Here is a 15960-nt window from a genome sequence, read left to right on the forward strand (position 1 = left end):
TCGTTGCGCTACTTCATCGAGACGGGCGTCAGGTCCTGGAACCAGCTCTGGGCCTGCACGAAGCCCGTCACCTTGGGGTTCATCGCCCGCGGGTTGAGGTCGTGGGCGATGTAGACCCAGTAGGACTGGTCGACGATGTAGGTGTGGACGTCGGCAAGAGCCTTGGTCTGCGCCGCCCTGTCGAAGCTGGTGTGCGCCTTGTCGATCAGCTCGTCGAGCTTGGGATCCTTGAGCAGGCCCCAGTTGGCGCCCTTGGGCGTGATGAAGCCGGAATGATACAGGCGCATGAACGCCGAGTAGGGATCGACGGTGGCGCGGCTGATGTTGATCGCGTTGACGCCGGCCTTCGTCGCCGGCTCGCCGGTGGCCGGCTGGAAGGAGAAGTTGACCAGCGCGTTCCACTCCATCACCTCGAACTGGGTGTCGAAGCCGACCGCGTTCAGATTCTCCTGCACGTACTCATTCATCGGCAGCGGCAGCATCTGGCCCGAGCCCGAGGTCGAGATCGCGATCTTGATCTTGGGCTTCTTGTTGGGGCCATAGCCCGCCTCGGCCAGCAGCTTCTTCGCCGCCTCGGGATCGTACTTGATGTCGAAGCTCGGCGAGCCGAACCACGGATGCCCGGGATAAACGACGCCCTTGGACTCGACCATCATGCCGCCCAGCAGCTTGGCGAGGCCGGCGCGGTCGATCGCCAGGTTGGCCGCCTTGCGCACCCGGATGTCGGTCCAGGGCGAGCCTTCGACCATGCTGGGATGATAGGCCCAGTTGTGCGGATACTTGTTGGTGACGATGGTCATGCCGCCCTGCTTGAGGCGCGGCACCGCATCGGGCGCCGGCACCTCGATCCAGTCGACCTGGCCGGCCAGCAGCGCCGCGGTGCGCGTCGCCGCCTCGGGCATCGGGAACAGGATCACCTTGTCGAGCTTGGGGACGCGGGCCTTGTCCCAGTAGCCGTCGAAGCGCGACAGTTCGAGGCGCTCGCGCGGCACGACGCGGTCGACCTTGAACGGGCCGGTGCCGGCCGGCTGCGAGGCGAACTTGACCCAGTCCTTCCCGACTTCCTCCCAGCGCTTGGGGCTCGAGAAGAAGATGTAGGACATGTCGTAGGGGAACAGCGCGTTGACCACGCGGGTCGTCAGCTCGACCGTGTACTTGTCGACCGCCTTCCAGGCGACCAGCGTCGGGACGCGCGCGCGCGCCTGGGCGGCCTGCTTCGGATCGAACTGGGGCGACTTGTCGTTCAGGATCTTGTCGAGGTTCCAGAGGACGACATCGGCGTCGAAGTCCGATCCATCATGGAACTTCACACCCTGGCGCAACTTGAAGATCCACTTGGTCGGGGCGCCCTCGACCGCCGCCCACTCGGTCGCCAGGCCCGGCTTGATGTCGGCGATGGCGTCGGCCTTCGACAGGTCCCACGCCACCAGCGGGTCGTAGATCGTGTAGCCGGCGAAGCGGAAGCCTTCGAAGCCCTGGTCGGGCTGGCCGGTCGTCTGGGGAATGTCGGCGGCTGTCATGCCGATGCGCAGAGTGCCCTGTGAGAAGGCAGGCACCGCCGAGGCGGCGAGGAGGCCCAGGGCGGCGGCGGCAACGCGAAGGCGCTTCAACATGCGATACTCCACTCTTCGACGCGCGCGACGCGGCGTCGGCGAAACATCATGCAAGCGGCAAGCCAAGGTTGCGTCCGGTGCGAAGGTCGTCGGCATATGCATTGCATGCGCACCGGCGAAAGGAATCCCATGAGCCCTGCAAAGACGCCGCCGACGCTGGAGGACTTCCGGGTCCGTGCGGCAGCGACCGGCCTCACCCTGACAGCCGAGGATATCGAGCACCTGCACAAGGGCTATGTCGGCCTGCTGCAGTTGATGGAGCGCATCCCCAGCCATTGGGCCTGGGCCGCCGAACCGCCGCACGTGTTCCGCGCCGATGAGTAAGCCCACGACCGCCGAGCTGACGACGCTCGGCATCGCCGAAGCCGGCCACCTGATGGCACGCGGCGAGATCACGGCGACGGCGCTCACCGAAGCCTTCCTCGCCCGCATCGAGGCCGTGGATCACAAGATCGCGAGTTACATCACGGTCACCGCCGACCGTGCGCGGCTGGCCGCGAAGCAGGCCGACATGGAGCGCAGCCAGGGCCTCGTCCGCAGCCCTCTGCACGGCATCCCGATCGCGCTCAAGGACATCTACGAGACCGAGGGCGTCCTCACCTCCGGCCACTCCCACCTGCGCGCCGACTACGTGCCGGCGATCGACGCCGAGACCGTCCGCCGCCTGAAGGCAGGCGGTGCCGTGCTGCTGGGCAAGCTCGCCACGCACGAATTCGCCAACGGCGCGATGACGCCCGACCAGCCCTATCCGGCGGCACGCAATCCGTGGAACACGGACTACCAGCCCGGCGGCTCGTCGAGCGGCTCGGGTGCCGCCGTGGCAGCGGCGCTCTGCATGGGTGCCATGGGCTCCGACACCGGCGGCTCGATCCGCAATCCCGCCGGCTTCTGCGGCACCGCCGGCATCAAGCCGACCTACGGCCTGGTCAGCCGCTGCGGCATCTACCCCCTGTCCTTCAGCATGGACACGGCCGGGCCGCTCGCCTGGACGGTCGAGGACAATGCCCTGATGCTTGAAGTGCTGGCCGGCCACGATCCCAACGACCAGGCGTCGGCGCGGGCACCCAAGGTCGACTACGGGGCGGCGACACAGCGCCCGATCAAGGGCATGCGGATCGCGCTCGCCCGCACCTGGTATGAAGGCGGCCTCAGCCCCGACATGGCGAAGGGCATGGACGAGGCGGTGCGCGTGCTGCGCGATCTCGGCGCCATCGTCGAGGAAGTGGTGTTCCCCGACATCCGCGACTACCACATCTGCGGCCGCGTCATCATCACGGCCGAGGCGCACGCCATCCATCGCCAGGAGGTGATCGAGACGCCGGAGAAGTTCGGCTACACGACCCGCCGGCGCTTCCAGCTCGGCGCGTTCCTCAGCGCCGAGCAGTACCTGTCCGCGGTTCGCTTCCGCCGCTCGCTGCAGGTCGACACGCGGGTCGCGATGCGCGGTTACGATCTCGTGCTGGCGCCCAACCAGTGGGGGCCGCCCGAGACCTTCGAGGAGCCGCAGGCGATCTTCCACTTCCTCGGCAAGCCTTCGCTCAGCATGCCGTTCAACATCACGGGCCAGCCGGCGATGACCGTGTGCTGCGGCCTGGGCAGCGACGGCTTCCCCCTCGCCTTCCAGCTGGCCGGGCGGCCGTTCGACGAAGCCAGCGTGTTCGCCGCCGCAGCGGCCTACGAGCGCGCCACGCCCTGGCGCCTGCGGCGGCCGCCCCTCTAGCCGCGGACGACGGCGAGGGTTTCCTCGAACTCCGGCGCCTCCACGCCCGCGAGGAAGCCGGCCAGGCCCATCTTGCCGACGAGGCGCTGGGCCTCCGGCGCGCCGTCAGTGATCCCCCGCCGCGCGAGCAGGGCTGCGAACTCGGATCGCGTCGGCGCGGCGAGGTCTGTCTCCGGGACCGCGTCCGGCAGCCCGTGCGCGGCGTTGAGGCTTGAGGCGCAGCCATAGAAGAAGCGCACCAGCAGGCGCGCCACGGCCAGGCGGGCGAGCACGCCGCGGTCGGGCTCGCGCCCGAGACAGGCGCGGACCAGCGCCAACTCGAGCTCCCGGCTGTCGGCCAGGAACAGGATCACCGTCGCCGGATCGATCAGGGGATCGTTGCGGTAAGCGGTCTCCCAGTCGATCAACCACAGACGCTCGCCGTCGAACAGGATGTTGTGCGGGTTGAGGTCGTTGTGGCTGGAGACCAGCCCGCCGGCGTCCGGGCGCCAGGCCGCGCGGATGCGCTCGAACCCCGCGCGATGGCGGTCGAGCAGGCCCGGCGCGAACAGGCCGGTGGCGAGAAGGCGTTCGAAGTTCCGCCCGAGGATCGTCAGATGGTCGGCCGCGACGTCGGGAAAGTGCGACGTGGCCTGCAGCCGACGGATCAGCACACCGAGCGCCGGCATCAGGCCCGCCGGGCCCCTCGGATACTCGGCGAGCGACCGCGCCGGCAGGAAATCCGAGATCGCCGCGGCCGCCGCCGGATCGGCGTGGCGCAGCGGCGGCGCGAGGCCGGCCTCGGCCGCCAGCTTCATGCAGGCATAGGTGCGCCCGGGATCGCGGACCTCGTCACGCCGCACCGATTCGAGACGCAGCAGATAGGGCCGGCCGGCGACCTCGAGGCGATAGCTCGCGGCCGACGCGCCGAGCAGGATCGGTGCGAGCGACGAGACCGGCGTGCGGCCGAAGGCCGCCGCCACCGCCGACCGCGCCCGGGAACGCTCCTCGATCGGGACGAGGTCGAATGGATCGCTCAGGTGCAGCCCAGCTTCTTCGCCAGGTCGATCATCGAATCGCCGACCGCGTTCCAGTCGCCCTCCGCTTTGAGATCGCGCGTCTGGCCGGGCCCATGCTCCTTCGGCCGGACCACGAAGCCGGTCGACAGGCCGCACTGCTGCGCCGCCTTGAGGTCGCCGTTGTGGGCGGCGACCAGCATCACCTGGTGCGGCTTGAGGTACATGGTCTTCACGACGCCCAGATAGGCTTCCGGGTCCGGCTTGTAGTGCCGGAAGGTCTCACCTGAGAAGCAGTGGTCCCAGGGGATGCCGCCGTTCTTGGCCATGTTGATCAGCAGCGCCACGTTGCCGTTGCTGAGCGTCGCGACGACCAGCTTCTTCTTCATCATGCCGATGCCCTCGACCGAATCGGGCCACGGCCGCAGCTTGTGCCAGAGATGCGTGAACGCCCAGGCACCCTCCTCGCCGGGATGCTTGAGCCCGCGCTTGGCCAACAGCATCTCGAAGGCTTCCTTGTGCAGCTCGTCGATGTTGGTCCAGGGCAGCTCACCCTTGCGCACGCGGTGCATCTGCGGCTGGTAGAGGCCGCGCCAGTCGTCGGCGAAGCTCGTCCAGTCGGTGTCGATGCCGTACTTCTTGCCGAGCGCGGGCAGGTCCTCGATCAGGCTGCCGCGCCAATCGACCACCGTGCCGAACACGTCGAAGATGCAGACCCTGAGGTCGGCGGGAACATGAGCCATGATTTCCTCCGTTGCCCGTAGTGTGGCGTCCGCCGACGCGCTTGGGTAGGGTCTGGGCATGGCCACCAGACCCAGCACGGTGAAAGGCACCGACGGCAAGCCGCGATGCGGGTGGGCGTCCGCCGATCCGCTCTATGAGCAATACCACGACAGGGAATGGGGACGTCCGCTCAAGGACGACCACGCGCTGTTCGAGCTGCTGACGCTGGAAGGCTGCCAGGCCGGGCTGTCGTGGATCACCGTGCTGCGCAAGCGCGAGAACTATCGCAAGGCCTATGACGGCTTCGATCCGGCGAAGATCGCGAAGTACACGCCGGCCAAGCTCGCCAGGCTTCTGGCCGATCCCGGCATCATCCGGCACAGGGGCAAGATCGAAGCGAGCGTCAGCAACGCCAGGGCGTATCTCGCCGTGGTCGAGCGCGAGGGCTCGTTCGCGAAGTTCGTGTGGAGCTTCGTGGGCGGCCGGCCGATCAAGCGGAATCCCAGGACCCTGAAGGACGTTCCCAGCAAGTCGCCGGAAAGCGACGCCATGTCCAAGGCCCTGCAGAAGGAAGGCTTCAAGTTCGTGGGCTCGACCATCTGCTATGCCTTCATGCAGGCCTCCGGCATGGTCGACGACCACGTCGTCGGCTGCCACCGCCATCGCGCGTAACCAGGAGTATATCTTGACCAGACGGGTCTTCATCGCGGCGCTCGGCACCGAGACCAACCAGTTCGTCCCGTTCCCGACCGGCCGCCGGGCCTACGAAGAGCACGGCGTGTGGCACGGCGACGCCACGAAGCACGAGCCAACCAACTTCACCGCGCCGCTGCATGTCTGGCGGCGCGATGCCGAGGCGCGCGGCTGGACGGTGATCGAGGGGCTGGCGACCTTCGCGGCGCCGTCGGGCACGACGGTGCGCTCGGTCTACGAGGGCTTCCGCGACGAGATCCTGGCGAATGTGAAGGCTGCCCTGCCGCTCGACGGCGTGCTGATCAACGTGCACGGCGCCATGGTGGCCGACGGCTACGACGACTGCGAGGGCGACCTGCTGTCCCGGGTGCGCGGCGTCGTCGGGCACGAGGTGGCGATCGGCGCGGAGTTCGACCTGCACTGCCATCTCAGCGCGCTCATGCTCGACAGCGCCGACGTGCTGGTCGGCTATAAGGAGTACCCGCACACCGACACGATGGAGCGCGCCGCCGAGCTGTTCGCCATCGTCGCCGACACGATCGAGGGCAAGGTGAAGCCGGTGATGGCGCGCCACGACTGCCGCATGATCGCCCAGTACCGGACCTCGGTGCCGCCGATCAGCGAGTTCGTGACGCGCATGAAGTCGCTCGAGGGCAAGGACGGAATCCTGTCGGTGTCGCTCAGCCATGGCTTCTCCTTCGCCGACGTCGAGGATGTCGGCACGCGCACGCTGGTGGTCGCCGACGGCGACAAGGCAAGGGCGGAGGCGCTGGCCCGTCAGCTCGGCCGGGAACTGTGGGACAACCGCGAGCGCTACGCGACCCGCTACCTCACCGTCGACCAGGCGATGGACCGCGCCGCCACGCACAACCAGGGGCCGCTGGTGCTGGCCGACCGCGCCGACAATCCGGGCTCCGGCGCGCCCGGCGATTCGACGTTCGTGCTGCGCGCCCTGGTCGACCGTGAGATCGGTCCGGCGCTGTTCGGCGTCATGTGGGACCCGATGGCGTTCCGCATCGCCGAGGAGGCGGGCGAGGGCGCGCGCATCAGGATGCGGCTGGGCGGCAAGTCGGGCGCCGTCAGCGGCGATCCGGTCGATCTCGACGTCACGGTGAAGAAGATCGCCCGCGGCGTGCGCCAGCCCTACGGGCCGGTGATGGTGCCGCTCGGCGACATGGCGCTTCTGTCGTCGGAGCATGTCGACGTGGCGATCTGCACGATCCGCACCCAGACCTTCCATGCCGATGCGTTCAAGGCGGTGGGAGCCGATCCCGCCGACTACCGCGTCGTCGTCGTGAAGTCGGCGCAGCACTTCTACAACGGCTTCGTCGGACTGGCGAAGGAGATCCTCTACGTCGCGACCCCGGGCGCCGCCGATCCCGACGTGGCGCGCCTGCCCTACACCAAGCGCCCGACACCGTTCTGGCCGAAGGTCGCGGATCCCTGGAAATGACCGCTCGGCACCACCTCCCCAACCACGTTGGGGAGGTGTCGGCGTCTTACGCCGACGGAGGGGTCGGAAACCACGACCCCGCTGCTGCTCGTGACCCCTCCGTCCGCTGCGCGGACACCTCCCCACGCAAGCGTGGGGAGGAGCGTCATGAAAGTCCGTCATGTCGTCCTGAGCGCAGCGAAGGACCTCTTCGCCGCTTGCAACCGGCATGAGGTCCTTCGCTGCGCTCAGGACGACACTCTCGGCGACCTAACTCAGAGCAGCGGCGCCAGAGCCTCGCGCGTGGTCTTGCCTTCGGTCACCGGCACGACCTCGAACTCGACGACGTCCTGCCAGTCGGCGATCCAGCGCTGGAACAGGGTGACGTCGTCGGCCTCCATGAGCTGGAAGCAGCGGCCGAGATCGGCCGACACGTAGCTCGCGACGAAGGTCAGGCCGTCGGGCAGGCCGCGGCCGGCGTCGCGCAGCTTGGCGTAGACGGCCTTTCCATTCTGATTCCTGAACTTTTCGATCACCATGAACAGCATATTCGGCCCCCGGTCCGTCGGCTAATCTAGCCCGAACACGGACAGGGGAAACGACATGAAGATCGCCGTCGTCGGCGCCGCCGGGCGCATGGGCCAGATGCTGGTCCGCCGCATCGCCGCCACCGAGGGGGTGACGCTCGCCGGAGCCAGCGAATCGCCCAACAGCAACGCCATCGGCCGCGACGCCGGCGAGGTGGCCGGCCTCGAGGCCTGCGGCGTGAAGATCGCGAAGGACAGCGCCGCCGCCATCGCCGCGGCCGATACGGTGATCGACTTCACGGTGCCGGCGGCGACCGTGGCCCATGCCGCGATCGCGGCCGACAAGGGCGTCGCCATGGTGATCGGCACGACCGGCCTCGACCCCGGGCAGACCGCGCTGATCCACGAGGCGGCGAAGAAGGTGCCGATCATGTGGGCCGCCAACATGGCGCTCGGCGTCAACATCCTGCTGGCGCTGGTCGAGAAGACCGCGTCGATGCTCGACCCCAGCTACGACATCGAGGTGCTGGAGATGCACCACCGCCACAAGATCGATGCGCCGTCGGGCACCGCCCTCGCGCTGGGCCGCGCCGCCGCCGCCGGTCGGCAGGTCAAGCTGGAGGAGGTGTGGCGCAAGAGCCGCGACGGCCATACCGGCGCCCGGCCCTCGGGCGAGATCGGCTTCGCCACCCTGCGCGGCGGCGAGGAAGTCGGCGTCCACACGGTGATGTTCGCCGCCGCCGGCGAGCGGCTGGAGCTCAGCCACCGCTCCTTCAGCCGCGAGACCTACGCCGCCGGCGCCGTCCGCGCCGCGCAGTGGCTGGAGGGCCGGAAGCCCGGCCTCTACGGCATGAAGGACGTGCTCGGCCTATAGGTCGGGATCGCGATCCCAGGCGTGCCGGTAGCGCGGCGCGCGCATCGCGGCCAGCGCCGCCTTGAGCTGGTCGGCGAGCTCGCGCCGCTCGCCCGGCGACAGGAAGCGGCCCAGTACGGCGCGGTTGCCGCGGGCGTGGACGACCAGGCGCTCGTCCTTCTCCTGCCACTCGACCCGCAGCCAGTAGGCGTCGAGGCGGATCTGCTCGCGCTCGCCATCGGGCGCGACGCGATCGATGATGAGGTCCTGGTCGGTCAGCAGCAGCGTCTCGCTGCGGCGGGCATCGAGGTAGCTGCGCTTGAACAGCCACCACAGCAGCAGGATGTCGAGGCCCATGAAGCCCATGACGGGCCAGGCCCCCATCACCATCAGGGGCAGGCCGATCGCCAGGTTGGCGGCGATCGCGACCCCGATCAGCCAGCGGAAGCCGGTCGGCGACAGGCTGCGATGCGGCACCAGGGACGTCGCGAAATGGACCGCCGGAAGGGGCGCTTGGGTCATGCTAGAAGCCTATATGGCCTTGATGAAGCGCGCCGTCATCCCGCAATTCTTTGCCCGTTTGAAGGCGGCGATGCCGGAGCCCGAGACCGAGCTGGAATACGACAATGTCTACCAGCTCCTGGTCGCCGTCGTCCTGTCGGCGCAGGCCACCGATGCCGGGGTGAATCGGGCCACCGGGCCCCTGTTCGAGACCGTCAAGACCCCCGCCCAGATGGTCGCGCTGGGCGAGCGCCGGCTGATCGGCCACATCAAGACCATCGGCCTGTTCCGCATGAAGGCGAAGAACGTGATCGCCCTCAGCAGGCTCCTGATCGAGCGCCACGGCGGCGAGGTGCCGCACACCCACGAGGAGCTGCAGGCCCTGCCCGGCGTCGGCCGCAAGACCGCCAACGTGGTGATGAACGTCGCCTTCGGCGAGGCCACGATCGCCGTCGACACCCACATCTTCCGGGTCGGCAACCGCACAGGCCTCGCCCCCGGCAAGAACCCGCTCGAGGTCGAGCTGAAGCTTCTGAAGCGCGTGCCCGAGGAATACCGGCTGCACGCCCATCACTGGCTGATCCTGCACGGCCGCTACACCTGCAAGGCGCGCAAGCCGGAGTGCCCGGCGTGCGTCGTGAACGACCTCTGCACCTTCAGGGGCAAGACGACGGCCGCCTGACGGCCCGGCCTCAGGCCTTGGCGCGCGTCTCGCGCACCGGCCAGAGCAGCACGAAGCCCAGCACCAGGAAGAACAGGACCGACGCGATGCCGATCCGGTTGGAGCCGGTCGATTCGGTCACGATTCCGATGGCGAGCGGCGCCATCCAGGCCGTGGCGCGGCCGGACAGCGCGAACAGGCCGAAGAACTCGCCGGTCATGCCCTCCGGCGCCAGCCGGCCGATCATGGTGCGGCTGGCGGCCTGCATCGGCCCCATGCAGATGCCGAGCAGCAGGGCGAAGCCCATGAACACCTGCTCCTGCAACGAGCCGAACAGGCCGCGATCGGGCGCCAGTTCGGGGGCGGGCACGACGTAGAGCACCCGGTCGGCGCTGACGCCGACGATGCCGATCGCGGCGACGATCACGCCCAGGATGGCGACCTGCACCGTGCGCTTGCTGCCCAGCCGGTCATCAATGCGGCCGCCGACGAAGGCGCCGGGAATCGCGAAGACCGTGAGCACGATGCCGAAGATGCCGAGCGTGACGGTGCTCCAGCCAAAGGTCGCCGCGGCATAGACGCCGCCGAAGGCGATGATGGCGGCGAGCCCGTCGTTGTAGAGCATGAAGGCCAGCAGATAGAGCACAGCGTTGCGGAAGCGGCCCAGCCGGCGGATCGTGTGGAGCAGCGAGAAGCCGCCCTGCCGCGCGGCCTCGACCAGCGTCAGCTTTCTCGTGGCAGCGTCGGGCGTGAACAGGAACATCGGGATCACGAACACCGCCAGCCACAGGGCGGAGGCCGGTCCGACCAGCCGCTCGACCTGGTGGGTACTGGCGTCGAGACCGAATAGCGGCGCGTCGCCGCCGGCGAGCCCGAACAGCGAGGGCTGGCTGACCGCCAGCACCGCGAACAGGGCCAGCAACCCGCCGCAATAGCCCAGCCCCCAGCCGAAGCCGCTCAGCCGCCCCATGCGCTGCGGCGTCACGATCGACGGCAGCTGCGCATTGTTGAACACGATCGACATCTCGGCCCCGATCGTGGCCAGGATCACCGCGACACTGATCGGCGCGATCAGTTCGGGCCGGCCGGGATAGGCGAACCAGAGACCGGCACAGCCCACCGCGACGAACGACTGGAAGACGAGGATGTAGGGCTTGCGCGGACCGCCCGCGTCGGCCATGGCGCCGAGGAACGGACTCATCAGCGCGATCAGCACGCCCGAGGCGGACTGGGTGAAGGCCCAGGCCGACTGGCCCTGCACCGGATCGCCGACCATCACGTTGGCGAAGTAGGGCGCGAAGATGAAGGTCGTGATGATGGTGAAGAAGGGCTGGTTCGCCCAGTCGAACAGCGCCCAGCTGAACTGGCCGACCGTCCAGCGCTCGCGCGGCGTTTCCGTCACGATGCGGCCCGGGCGGCGGCGATCCGCTGCGGCAACTGGGCGATCGCCTCACGGTTGGTCGGCGAGAAGGTCTTCTCCAGGGCCTCGTGCCACGGCAGCCAGAGCTGCGCCACGTGCTCGGCGGGATCGAGGGTGGCGACGGCGGGACCGTCGACCAAGAAGCCGTAGACATGCTCGGTATTGTGCGTGATCTCGGGCGCGTAGCGGGCCCGCCATTGCGGCCAGATCTCGTAGCGGTTTGTCACGCCCCAGTCGCTGAGCGTCCCGACCGACAGCCCGGTCTCCTCGAGAAGCTCGCGCCGCGCCACCGCCTCCAGATCGGGATCGTCGGGCTCGCGGGCGCCGGTCACCGACTGCCAGAGTCCCGGATCGCGGGCCCGCTCCAGCAGCAGGACGTCGAGCCGGGCCGTGTGGACCACCACCAGCACCGATTCGGGGATCTTGAAGGCCATGGCGCAGGATAGCCGGAACATTGACTCCCCGCCGCCCAAGGCTATGGTCCGGCGGCATTTTTCGGGGGAACGATGAGCAGGCAGCTTGAGGCCGCGATCGACGCGGCATGGGAAGGGCGCGACGGCATCAACAGCGCCACCAAGGGCGAGGTGCGCGACGCCGTCGAGACGGCGATCGCCGGCCTGGACGACGGTACCTTCCGCACGGCGGAGAAGGTCGGCGGCGAGTGGGTCGTGAACCAGTGGCTGAAGAAGGCCGTGCTGCTGTCCTTCCGTCTCTACGATTCGGTGCCGATGGACGGCGGCGCTTCCTTCCCGGGCCTGGGCGGCGCGCCCTGGTACGACAAGGTGCCCCTCAAGACCTCGGGCTGGACCGCCGAGCGCTTCGCCAAGGCCGGCTTCCGCGCCGTGCCGGGCTCGGTGATCCGCCGCGGCTCCTACGTGGCGCCGTCGGTGGTGGTCATGCCGGGCTTCATCAACCTCGGCGCCTATGTCGACAGCGGCACCATGGTCGACACTTGGGCGACCGTGGGCTCGTGCGCCCAGATCGGCAAGAACTGCCACCTGTCGGGCGGCGTCGGAATCGGCGGCGTGCTCGAGCCGCTGCAGGCCAACCCGGTGATCGTCGAGGACAACTGCTTCATCGGCGCCCGCTCGGAGGTCGTCGAGGGCGTGATCGTCGGCACCGGCGCCGTCCTGTCGATGGGCGTCTTCATCTCGGCCACGACCAAGGTCGTCGACCGCGCCACCGGCCAGATCCATGTCGGCAAGGTGCCGCCCTACTCGGTCGTGGTGCCGGGCAACATCGGCGGCGGCCCCGACCGTCCCTCGACCTACTGCGCGGTGATCGTGAAGACGGTCGACGAGCGCACGCGCTCCAAGACCTCGATCAACGAGCTGCTGCGCGACTGACGCCATGATCGGCCAGGCGCTTCCCGACCGGTTGCTCTGGCGTGGTGACACCCTGTCCGCCGAGGCGGGCCGCGTCGCGCTGCCGGCCGCGGTCGAGCATGAGCTCGACGGCCTGGTCGAGAGCCTGGTGCGCGATCCCCTGCCGCTCCTGCTGCTGCGGCCGGACGATTTCGACCTCCCCGCCGCCCGCGCCTTCATGCGCGAGGTCAAGCGGACGATCGACGAGGGGCCGGGCTTCGCCATCGTCGACCGCCTGCCGGTCGAGCGCTGGCCCGAGGAGGCGACGCGCAAGGTCTGGTGGCTCCTCGCCGCGCTGGTGGCGCGGCCGGTGGCGCAGAAATGGGATGGCACCTCGATCTACGACGTCACCGATCTCGGCCGGCCGCCGGGCAATGGCGTCAGGCCCGACGTCACCAACGTCGAGCAGAACTTCCATACCGACAACAGCTACAACCACGTGGCCCCGCACTATGTCGGGCTGCTGTGCCTGCGCACCGCGATGGAAGGCGGCGTGAGCGGCATCGTGAGCTTCGCCACGGCGCATGAGGCGATGCGCGAACGGCATCCCGAGCTGCTGCCACGGCTCTACCGGCCCTTCCACTTCGACCGCCAGCGCGAGCACGCCCCGGGCGACGTCATGACGACCCATCATCCGATGTTCGAGGATCGCGACGGAAGGCTGGTCGCCCGCCTGTCACGCTTCCAGGTGACGAACGGCCAGAAACTGGCCGGCGAGCCGCTCGACAACGAGGGCGCCGCGGCACTGGAGGCCTTCGAGGCGATCCTGAACGAGCCCGGCATGGCGGCGCGCTTCCAGTTCGAGCCGGGCCAGATGCAGCTGGTCGACAATCGCGCGCTCGGCCACAAGCGCACCGCCTTCACCGACTGGCCGGAACCGGTGCGGCGGCGCCTGCTGGTGCGGCTGTGGCTGCGCGACAGCGGCAGCCGCGCCTACAACGGCTGATCACGGCGCGTTGGCGCCGACCGGCCCCAGGCACGCCCCGGTCCAGGACGGAACGGGCGGCAGCGGCTTTCCGGCGCGGTAGCCATCGCCCAGAAGGACGAAGACGTAGGGGTTCCAGGCGTAGCCGCAATGGGCGGCGTCGGGCCGCTCGACGAAGCCGAAATAGGTCGGGTCGTTCGACAGGATCACGTTGACGATGCGGAGATACTCGGCGGCATCGCCCAGATGGGCCGGCACGATGCGGTAGCTCAGCAGGTCGTTGGGATCGGAGAAGGCCACCACGGTGACCGGCGCGGGCGACGGCTGGACCAGGGGACGGGCCTGGTCCATCAGCCGGAACAGGTCGCCGAGGCTCGCGCTCATCTTCGCGCGTTGCGCCCACGAAGGCGCCTCGCGCGGGGAGCCCGCGGAGTCGAGCAGGGGAACCTGGTTGGAGAAGAGATAGACCATCTTCACCTTCGACAGGCCCTGCGCCAGCTGCGCCATGGCGACCCGGTCGCCGCGACGGTCGATGACCCGGCCGATCTCGATGAAGGCGTCGAGCACGAGCTTGACGCCCAGGCTCTCGGCCACGAGCGCCACCGGCGGCGGCGCGTCGCCGGCGCTGACGTCGCAGTCCTGGCCGTTGCCGCGGCCGCCCAGGGCGAAGCAGGCGGCCTCGGTCATGGCCCGCCGGATGTCGTTGCCGTTGGGGCCGTTGTAGACGATGACGTCGGTCAGGCAGTCGTTGACCAGCCCGCGTTTCAGCTCGCGATTGAGCGTGGCACGGGCATAGGGGAACTCGCCGCCATGATCCCTGGAATGGTCGAACGCCAGGGCCGCCTTGAACGGCGCCGTGAGGGGCGACCAGCTGAAGAACACGAGTTCCAGCGCGACGCCCCCCTTGTTGATCCGCTCGATGCGGATCGAGGCACCGTGAGGTCCGATCGGCCGCGAGCCCAGGCTCTGGCGGGTGCCGCCGATGATGGCAGCCAGCCGGTTCGTCCGGTCGTCGGCCCAGGTCGACGGATGCGTGCACATGCCGTGGACCCAGAACACCCGGACGACGGAGCCCGGCGGAGCAGCCGCGGCGAGCTGGACCAGGCCGTCGAAGGAACCGTCATCGCCGGCGCCGGCCGGCTTCTCGATCAGCGGCGTGGCGTAGGGCGCGCGATACGGGGCGGGGAAGGTCGCGACACTTGTCGTCGCCGCCGCGACGACGACCAGCCCCAGGAGCAAAAGGCCGATACTCTTCAAGGGCTCCCCCCGAAAGCGCCGAACCACCACTCACGATTGCTCGCCCATGAACTATCATCGCAAATGACAAAAGGCGAGCGGCGCCGTCCGCGAGGCGATCACGGGCCGACGCCGGGCTCAGAGAGGTGGTGTCAGCGCGTCCCGCGGGGACGCGGCGCTCAGGACAGGTGACGGCGGAAGGCCGGCTGCTGCTTCAGGTGCGCGCCTTCCTTGGCCAGGATCTTCGCGGTGCGCTCCGGCGCGAAGCCCAGCTCGACGAAGGCCGGGCCGACATTGGCGACCTCGCGATACTCCGCGATCCGGCCGTCGCGCAAAGTCATCATCGCCACGCCCTCGAAGCCGACCCGCTTGCCCTCGGCCTCGGGAAGGGTCGAGATGTAGCTGAACGTGTAGTAGGCGTAGAGCATCGTGCCGTCGCTCACCGGGCGGTGCATGTCCCAGCGGAAGTCGCGGGCGGTTCGATGGAACCAGTCGTCGATCATCTCGGCGATCTTCGCCCAGCCCTTGAAGTCGCCATAGAACACGTCGTGATAGACGCCGTCCTCGGTGAACAGGCTGGCGAACGCCTGGCCGTCGCGACGCTCGACGGCCGAGCAGAAGGACTTCAGCAGCTCAGTCGTGTTCATCCGATTCCTCCCGATGTTGCCGCAATCATGACTAAACTCCGGGCCTCGGCAAGGCGCCTCCGGGGCGCCGGTCAGGAGGCGGCGGCATGGGTTTCTGGATCTTCCTCGCCATTCTGGTGGGGATCGCGCTGTGGGCGGTCGCCGTCTACAACGGCCTGGTCGCGGGCCGGAACCAGGCGCAGACTGCCTGGAGCCAGATCGACGTGCAGCTCAAGCGCCGTCACGACCTGATCCCGAACCTGGTGCAGGTGGTGAAGGACGCCATGGGCTACGAGCAGGAGACGCTCACCCGGGTCGTGCAGGCGCGCAACGCCGCCGTCGCCGCCAGCGGCAGTCCCGCCCAGGCCGGCCCGGCCGAAGCGGCGCTGACCCAGGCGACCCGCGGCCTGTTCGGCCTGGTCGAGAGCTACCCGCAGCTCAAGGCCAACGACAATATCAAGCAGCTCCAGGAGGAGCTGACGACGACCGAGAACAAGATCGCGTTCGCGCGCCAGTTCTACAACGACTCGGTCAACGCCTATAACAACCGCCGCCAGAGCTTCCCGGCGGTGCTGGCCGCCGCTTCGCTGGGCTTCGGCCCGATCGAGCTCTTCACCATGCCGGAGACCGAGCGCGAGGTGCCCAGGGTCGCGTTGCGCTGACGGCAGCCG

Annotated in this window: 18 protein-coding genes; 9 read left to right on the top strand and 9 right to left on the bottom strand. The window is 68.9% G+C overall.

Features of this window, described 5'->3' with window-relative positions; genetic code table 11:
- Positions 1-8: 8 nt before the first annotated feature.
- On the bottom strand, positions 9-1613 hold the full coding sequence (locus ACO073_RS04020) for an ABC transporter substrate-binding protein (RefSeq protein WP_421995511.1): 1605 nt from the start codon (positions 1611-1613) through the stop codon (positions 9-11).
- Positions 1614-1742: 129 nt separating this feature from the next.
- On the opposite strand from ACO073_RS04020, the gene ACO073_RS04025 reads away from it, so the two are divergent.
- Both ACO073_RS04025 and ACO073_RS04030 read left to right on the top strand, forming a co-directional pair.
- Complete coding sequence (locus ACO073_RS04025) at positions 1743-1937, top strand: hypothetical protein (RefSeq protein ID WP_421995513.1); 195 nt, start codon at positions 1743-1745, stop codon at positions 1935-1937.
- The gene (locus tag ACO073_RS04030) at positions 1930-3333 is read left to right on the top strand and encodes an amidase (RefSeq protein WP_421995515.1); all 1404 of its coding nucleotides are present in this window, start codon (positions 1930-1932) and stop codon (positions 3331-3333) included. The genes ACO073_RS04025 and ACO073_RS04030 overlap by 8 nt, the downstream gene beginning before the upstream one ends.
- Here ACO073_RS04030 and ACO073_RS04035 read toward each other — a convergent pair.
- Positions 3330-4295, bottom strand: a complete 966-nt coding sequence (locus ACO073_RS04035) for a phosphotransferase (RefSeq protein ID WP_421995517.1) — start codon at positions 4293-4295, stop codon at positions 3330-3332. The genes ACO073_RS04030 and ACO073_RS04035 overlap by 4 nt on opposite strands.
- Positions 4296-4348: 53 nt before the next feature.
- Complete coding sequence (locus ACO073_RS04040) at positions 4349-5071, bottom strand: haloacid dehalogenase type II (protein WP_421995519.1); 723 nt, start codon at positions 5069-5071, stop codon at positions 4349-4351.
- A 58-nt stretch (positions 5072-5129) separates the two neighbouring features.
- On the opposite strand from ACO073_RS04040, the gene ACO073_RS04045 reads away from it, so the two are divergent.
- Both ACO073_RS04045 and ACO073_RS04050 read left to right on the top strand, forming a co-directional pair.
- The gene (locus ACO073_RS04045) at positions 5130-5723 is read left to right on the top strand and encodes a DNA-3-methyladenine glycosylase I (RefSeq protein WP_421995521.1); all 594 of its coding nucleotides are present in this window, start codon (positions 5130-5132) and stop codon (positions 5721-5723) included.
- Between the two features lie 13 nt (positions 5724-5736).
- Positions 5737-7197, top strand: coding sequence for a M81 family metallopeptidase (locus ACO073_RS04050; protein ID WP_421995523.1), 1461 nt, complete (start codon positions 5737-5739; stop codon positions 7195-7197).
- A gap of 254 nt (positions 7198-7451) precedes the next feature.
- On the opposite strand, the gene ACO073_RS04055 is transcribed toward ACO073_RS04050, so the two are convergent.
- Positions 7452-7715, bottom strand: a complete 264-nt coding sequence (locus ACO073_RS04055; protein ID WP_421995525.1) for a DUF3303 domain-containing protein — start codon at positions 7713-7715, stop codon at positions 7452-7454.
- 64 nt (positions 7716-7779) lie between these two features.
- Here ACO073_RS04055 and dapB point away from each other — a divergent pair, with 64 nt between their 5' ends.
- A complete protein-coding gene (gene dapB / locus ACO073_RS04060; RefSeq protein WP_421995527.1) occupies positions 7780-8577 on the top strand; it encodes a 4-hydroxy-tetrahydrodipicolinate reductase in 798 nt (265 codons plus the stop codon).
- Here dapB and ACO073_RS04065 read toward each other — a convergent pair.
- Positions 8572-9078 carry a DUF2244 domain-containing protein gene (locus ACO073_RS04065; RefSeq protein ID WP_421995529.1) on the bottom strand — a complete coding sequence of 169 codons (507 nt, stop codon included), beginning with the start codon at positions 9076-9078 and terminating at the stop codon, positions 8572-8574. The genes dapB and ACO073_RS04065 overlap by 6 nt on opposite strands.
- Positions 9079-9100: 22 nt before the next feature.
- Here ACO073_RS04065 and nth point away from each other — a divergent pair, with 22 nt between their 5' ends.
- A complete protein-coding gene (gene nth / locus ACO073_RS04070) occupies positions 9101-9739 on the top strand; it encodes an endonuclease III (protein ID WP_421995531.1) in 639 nt (212 codons plus the stop codon).
- Positions 9740-9749: 10 nt separating this feature from the next.
- Here nth and ACO073_RS04075 read toward each other — a convergent pair whose 3' ends face one another.
- A complete protein-coding gene (locus ACO073_RS04075) occupies positions 9750-11120 on the bottom strand; it encodes an MFS transporter (RefSeq protein WP_421995533.1) in 1371 nt (456 codons plus the stop codon).
- Complete coding sequence (gene nudB / locus ACO073_RS04080) at positions 11117-11572, bottom strand: dihydroneopterin triphosphate diphosphatase (protein WP_421995535.1); 456 nt, start codon at positions 11570-11572, stop codon at positions 11117-11119. The genes ACO073_RS04075 and nudB overlap by 4 nt, the downstream gene beginning before the upstream one ends.
- 72 nt (positions 11573-11644) lie before the next feature.
- Here nudB and dapD point away from each other — a divergent pair, with 72 nt between their 5' ends.
- Positions 11645-12484, top strand: a complete 840-nt coding sequence (dapD, locus tag ACO073_RS04085) for a 2,3,4,5-tetrahydropyridine-2,6-dicarboxylate N-succinyltransferase (protein ID WP_421995537.1) — start codon at positions 11645-11647, stop codon at positions 12482-12484.
- Positions 12485-12488: 4 nt separating this feature from the next.
- On the top strand, positions 12489-13448 hold the full coding sequence (locus tag ACO073_RS04090; RefSeq protein WP_421995539.1) for a TauD/TfdA family dioxygenase: 960 nt from the start codon (positions 12489-12491) through the stop codon (positions 13446-13448).
- Here the strand turns inward: ACO073_RS04090 and ACO073_RS04095 are convergent, their stop codons facing one another.
- Entirely contained in the window at positions 13449-14684 is a 1236-nt protein-coding gene (locus ACO073_RS04095) for a hypothetical protein (RefSeq protein ID WP_421995541.1), read from the bottom strand.
- Between the two features lie 158 nt (positions 14685-14842).
- A complete protein-coding gene (locus ACO073_RS04100; protein ID WP_421995543.1) occupies positions 14843-15310 on the bottom strand; it encodes a nuclear transport factor 2 family protein in 468 nt (155 codons plus the stop codon).
- Positions 15311-15396: 86 nt separating this feature from the next.
- Between ACO073_RS04100 and ACO073_RS04105 the strand changes: the two genes are divergently transcribed.
- Positions 15397-15951 carry a LemA family protein gene (locus ACO073_RS04105; protein WP_421995545.1) on the top strand — a complete coding sequence of 185 codons (555 nt, stop codon included), beginning with the start codon at positions 15397-15399 and terminating at the stop codon, positions 15949-15951.
- Positions 15952-15960 lie beyond the last annotated feature (9 nt).

Origin of the sequence: Reyranella sp. (genome assembly GCF_965229815.1) — a bacterium.
Lineage (GTDB): Bacteria > Pseudomonadota > Alphaproteobacteria > Reyranellales > Reyranellaceae > Reyranella.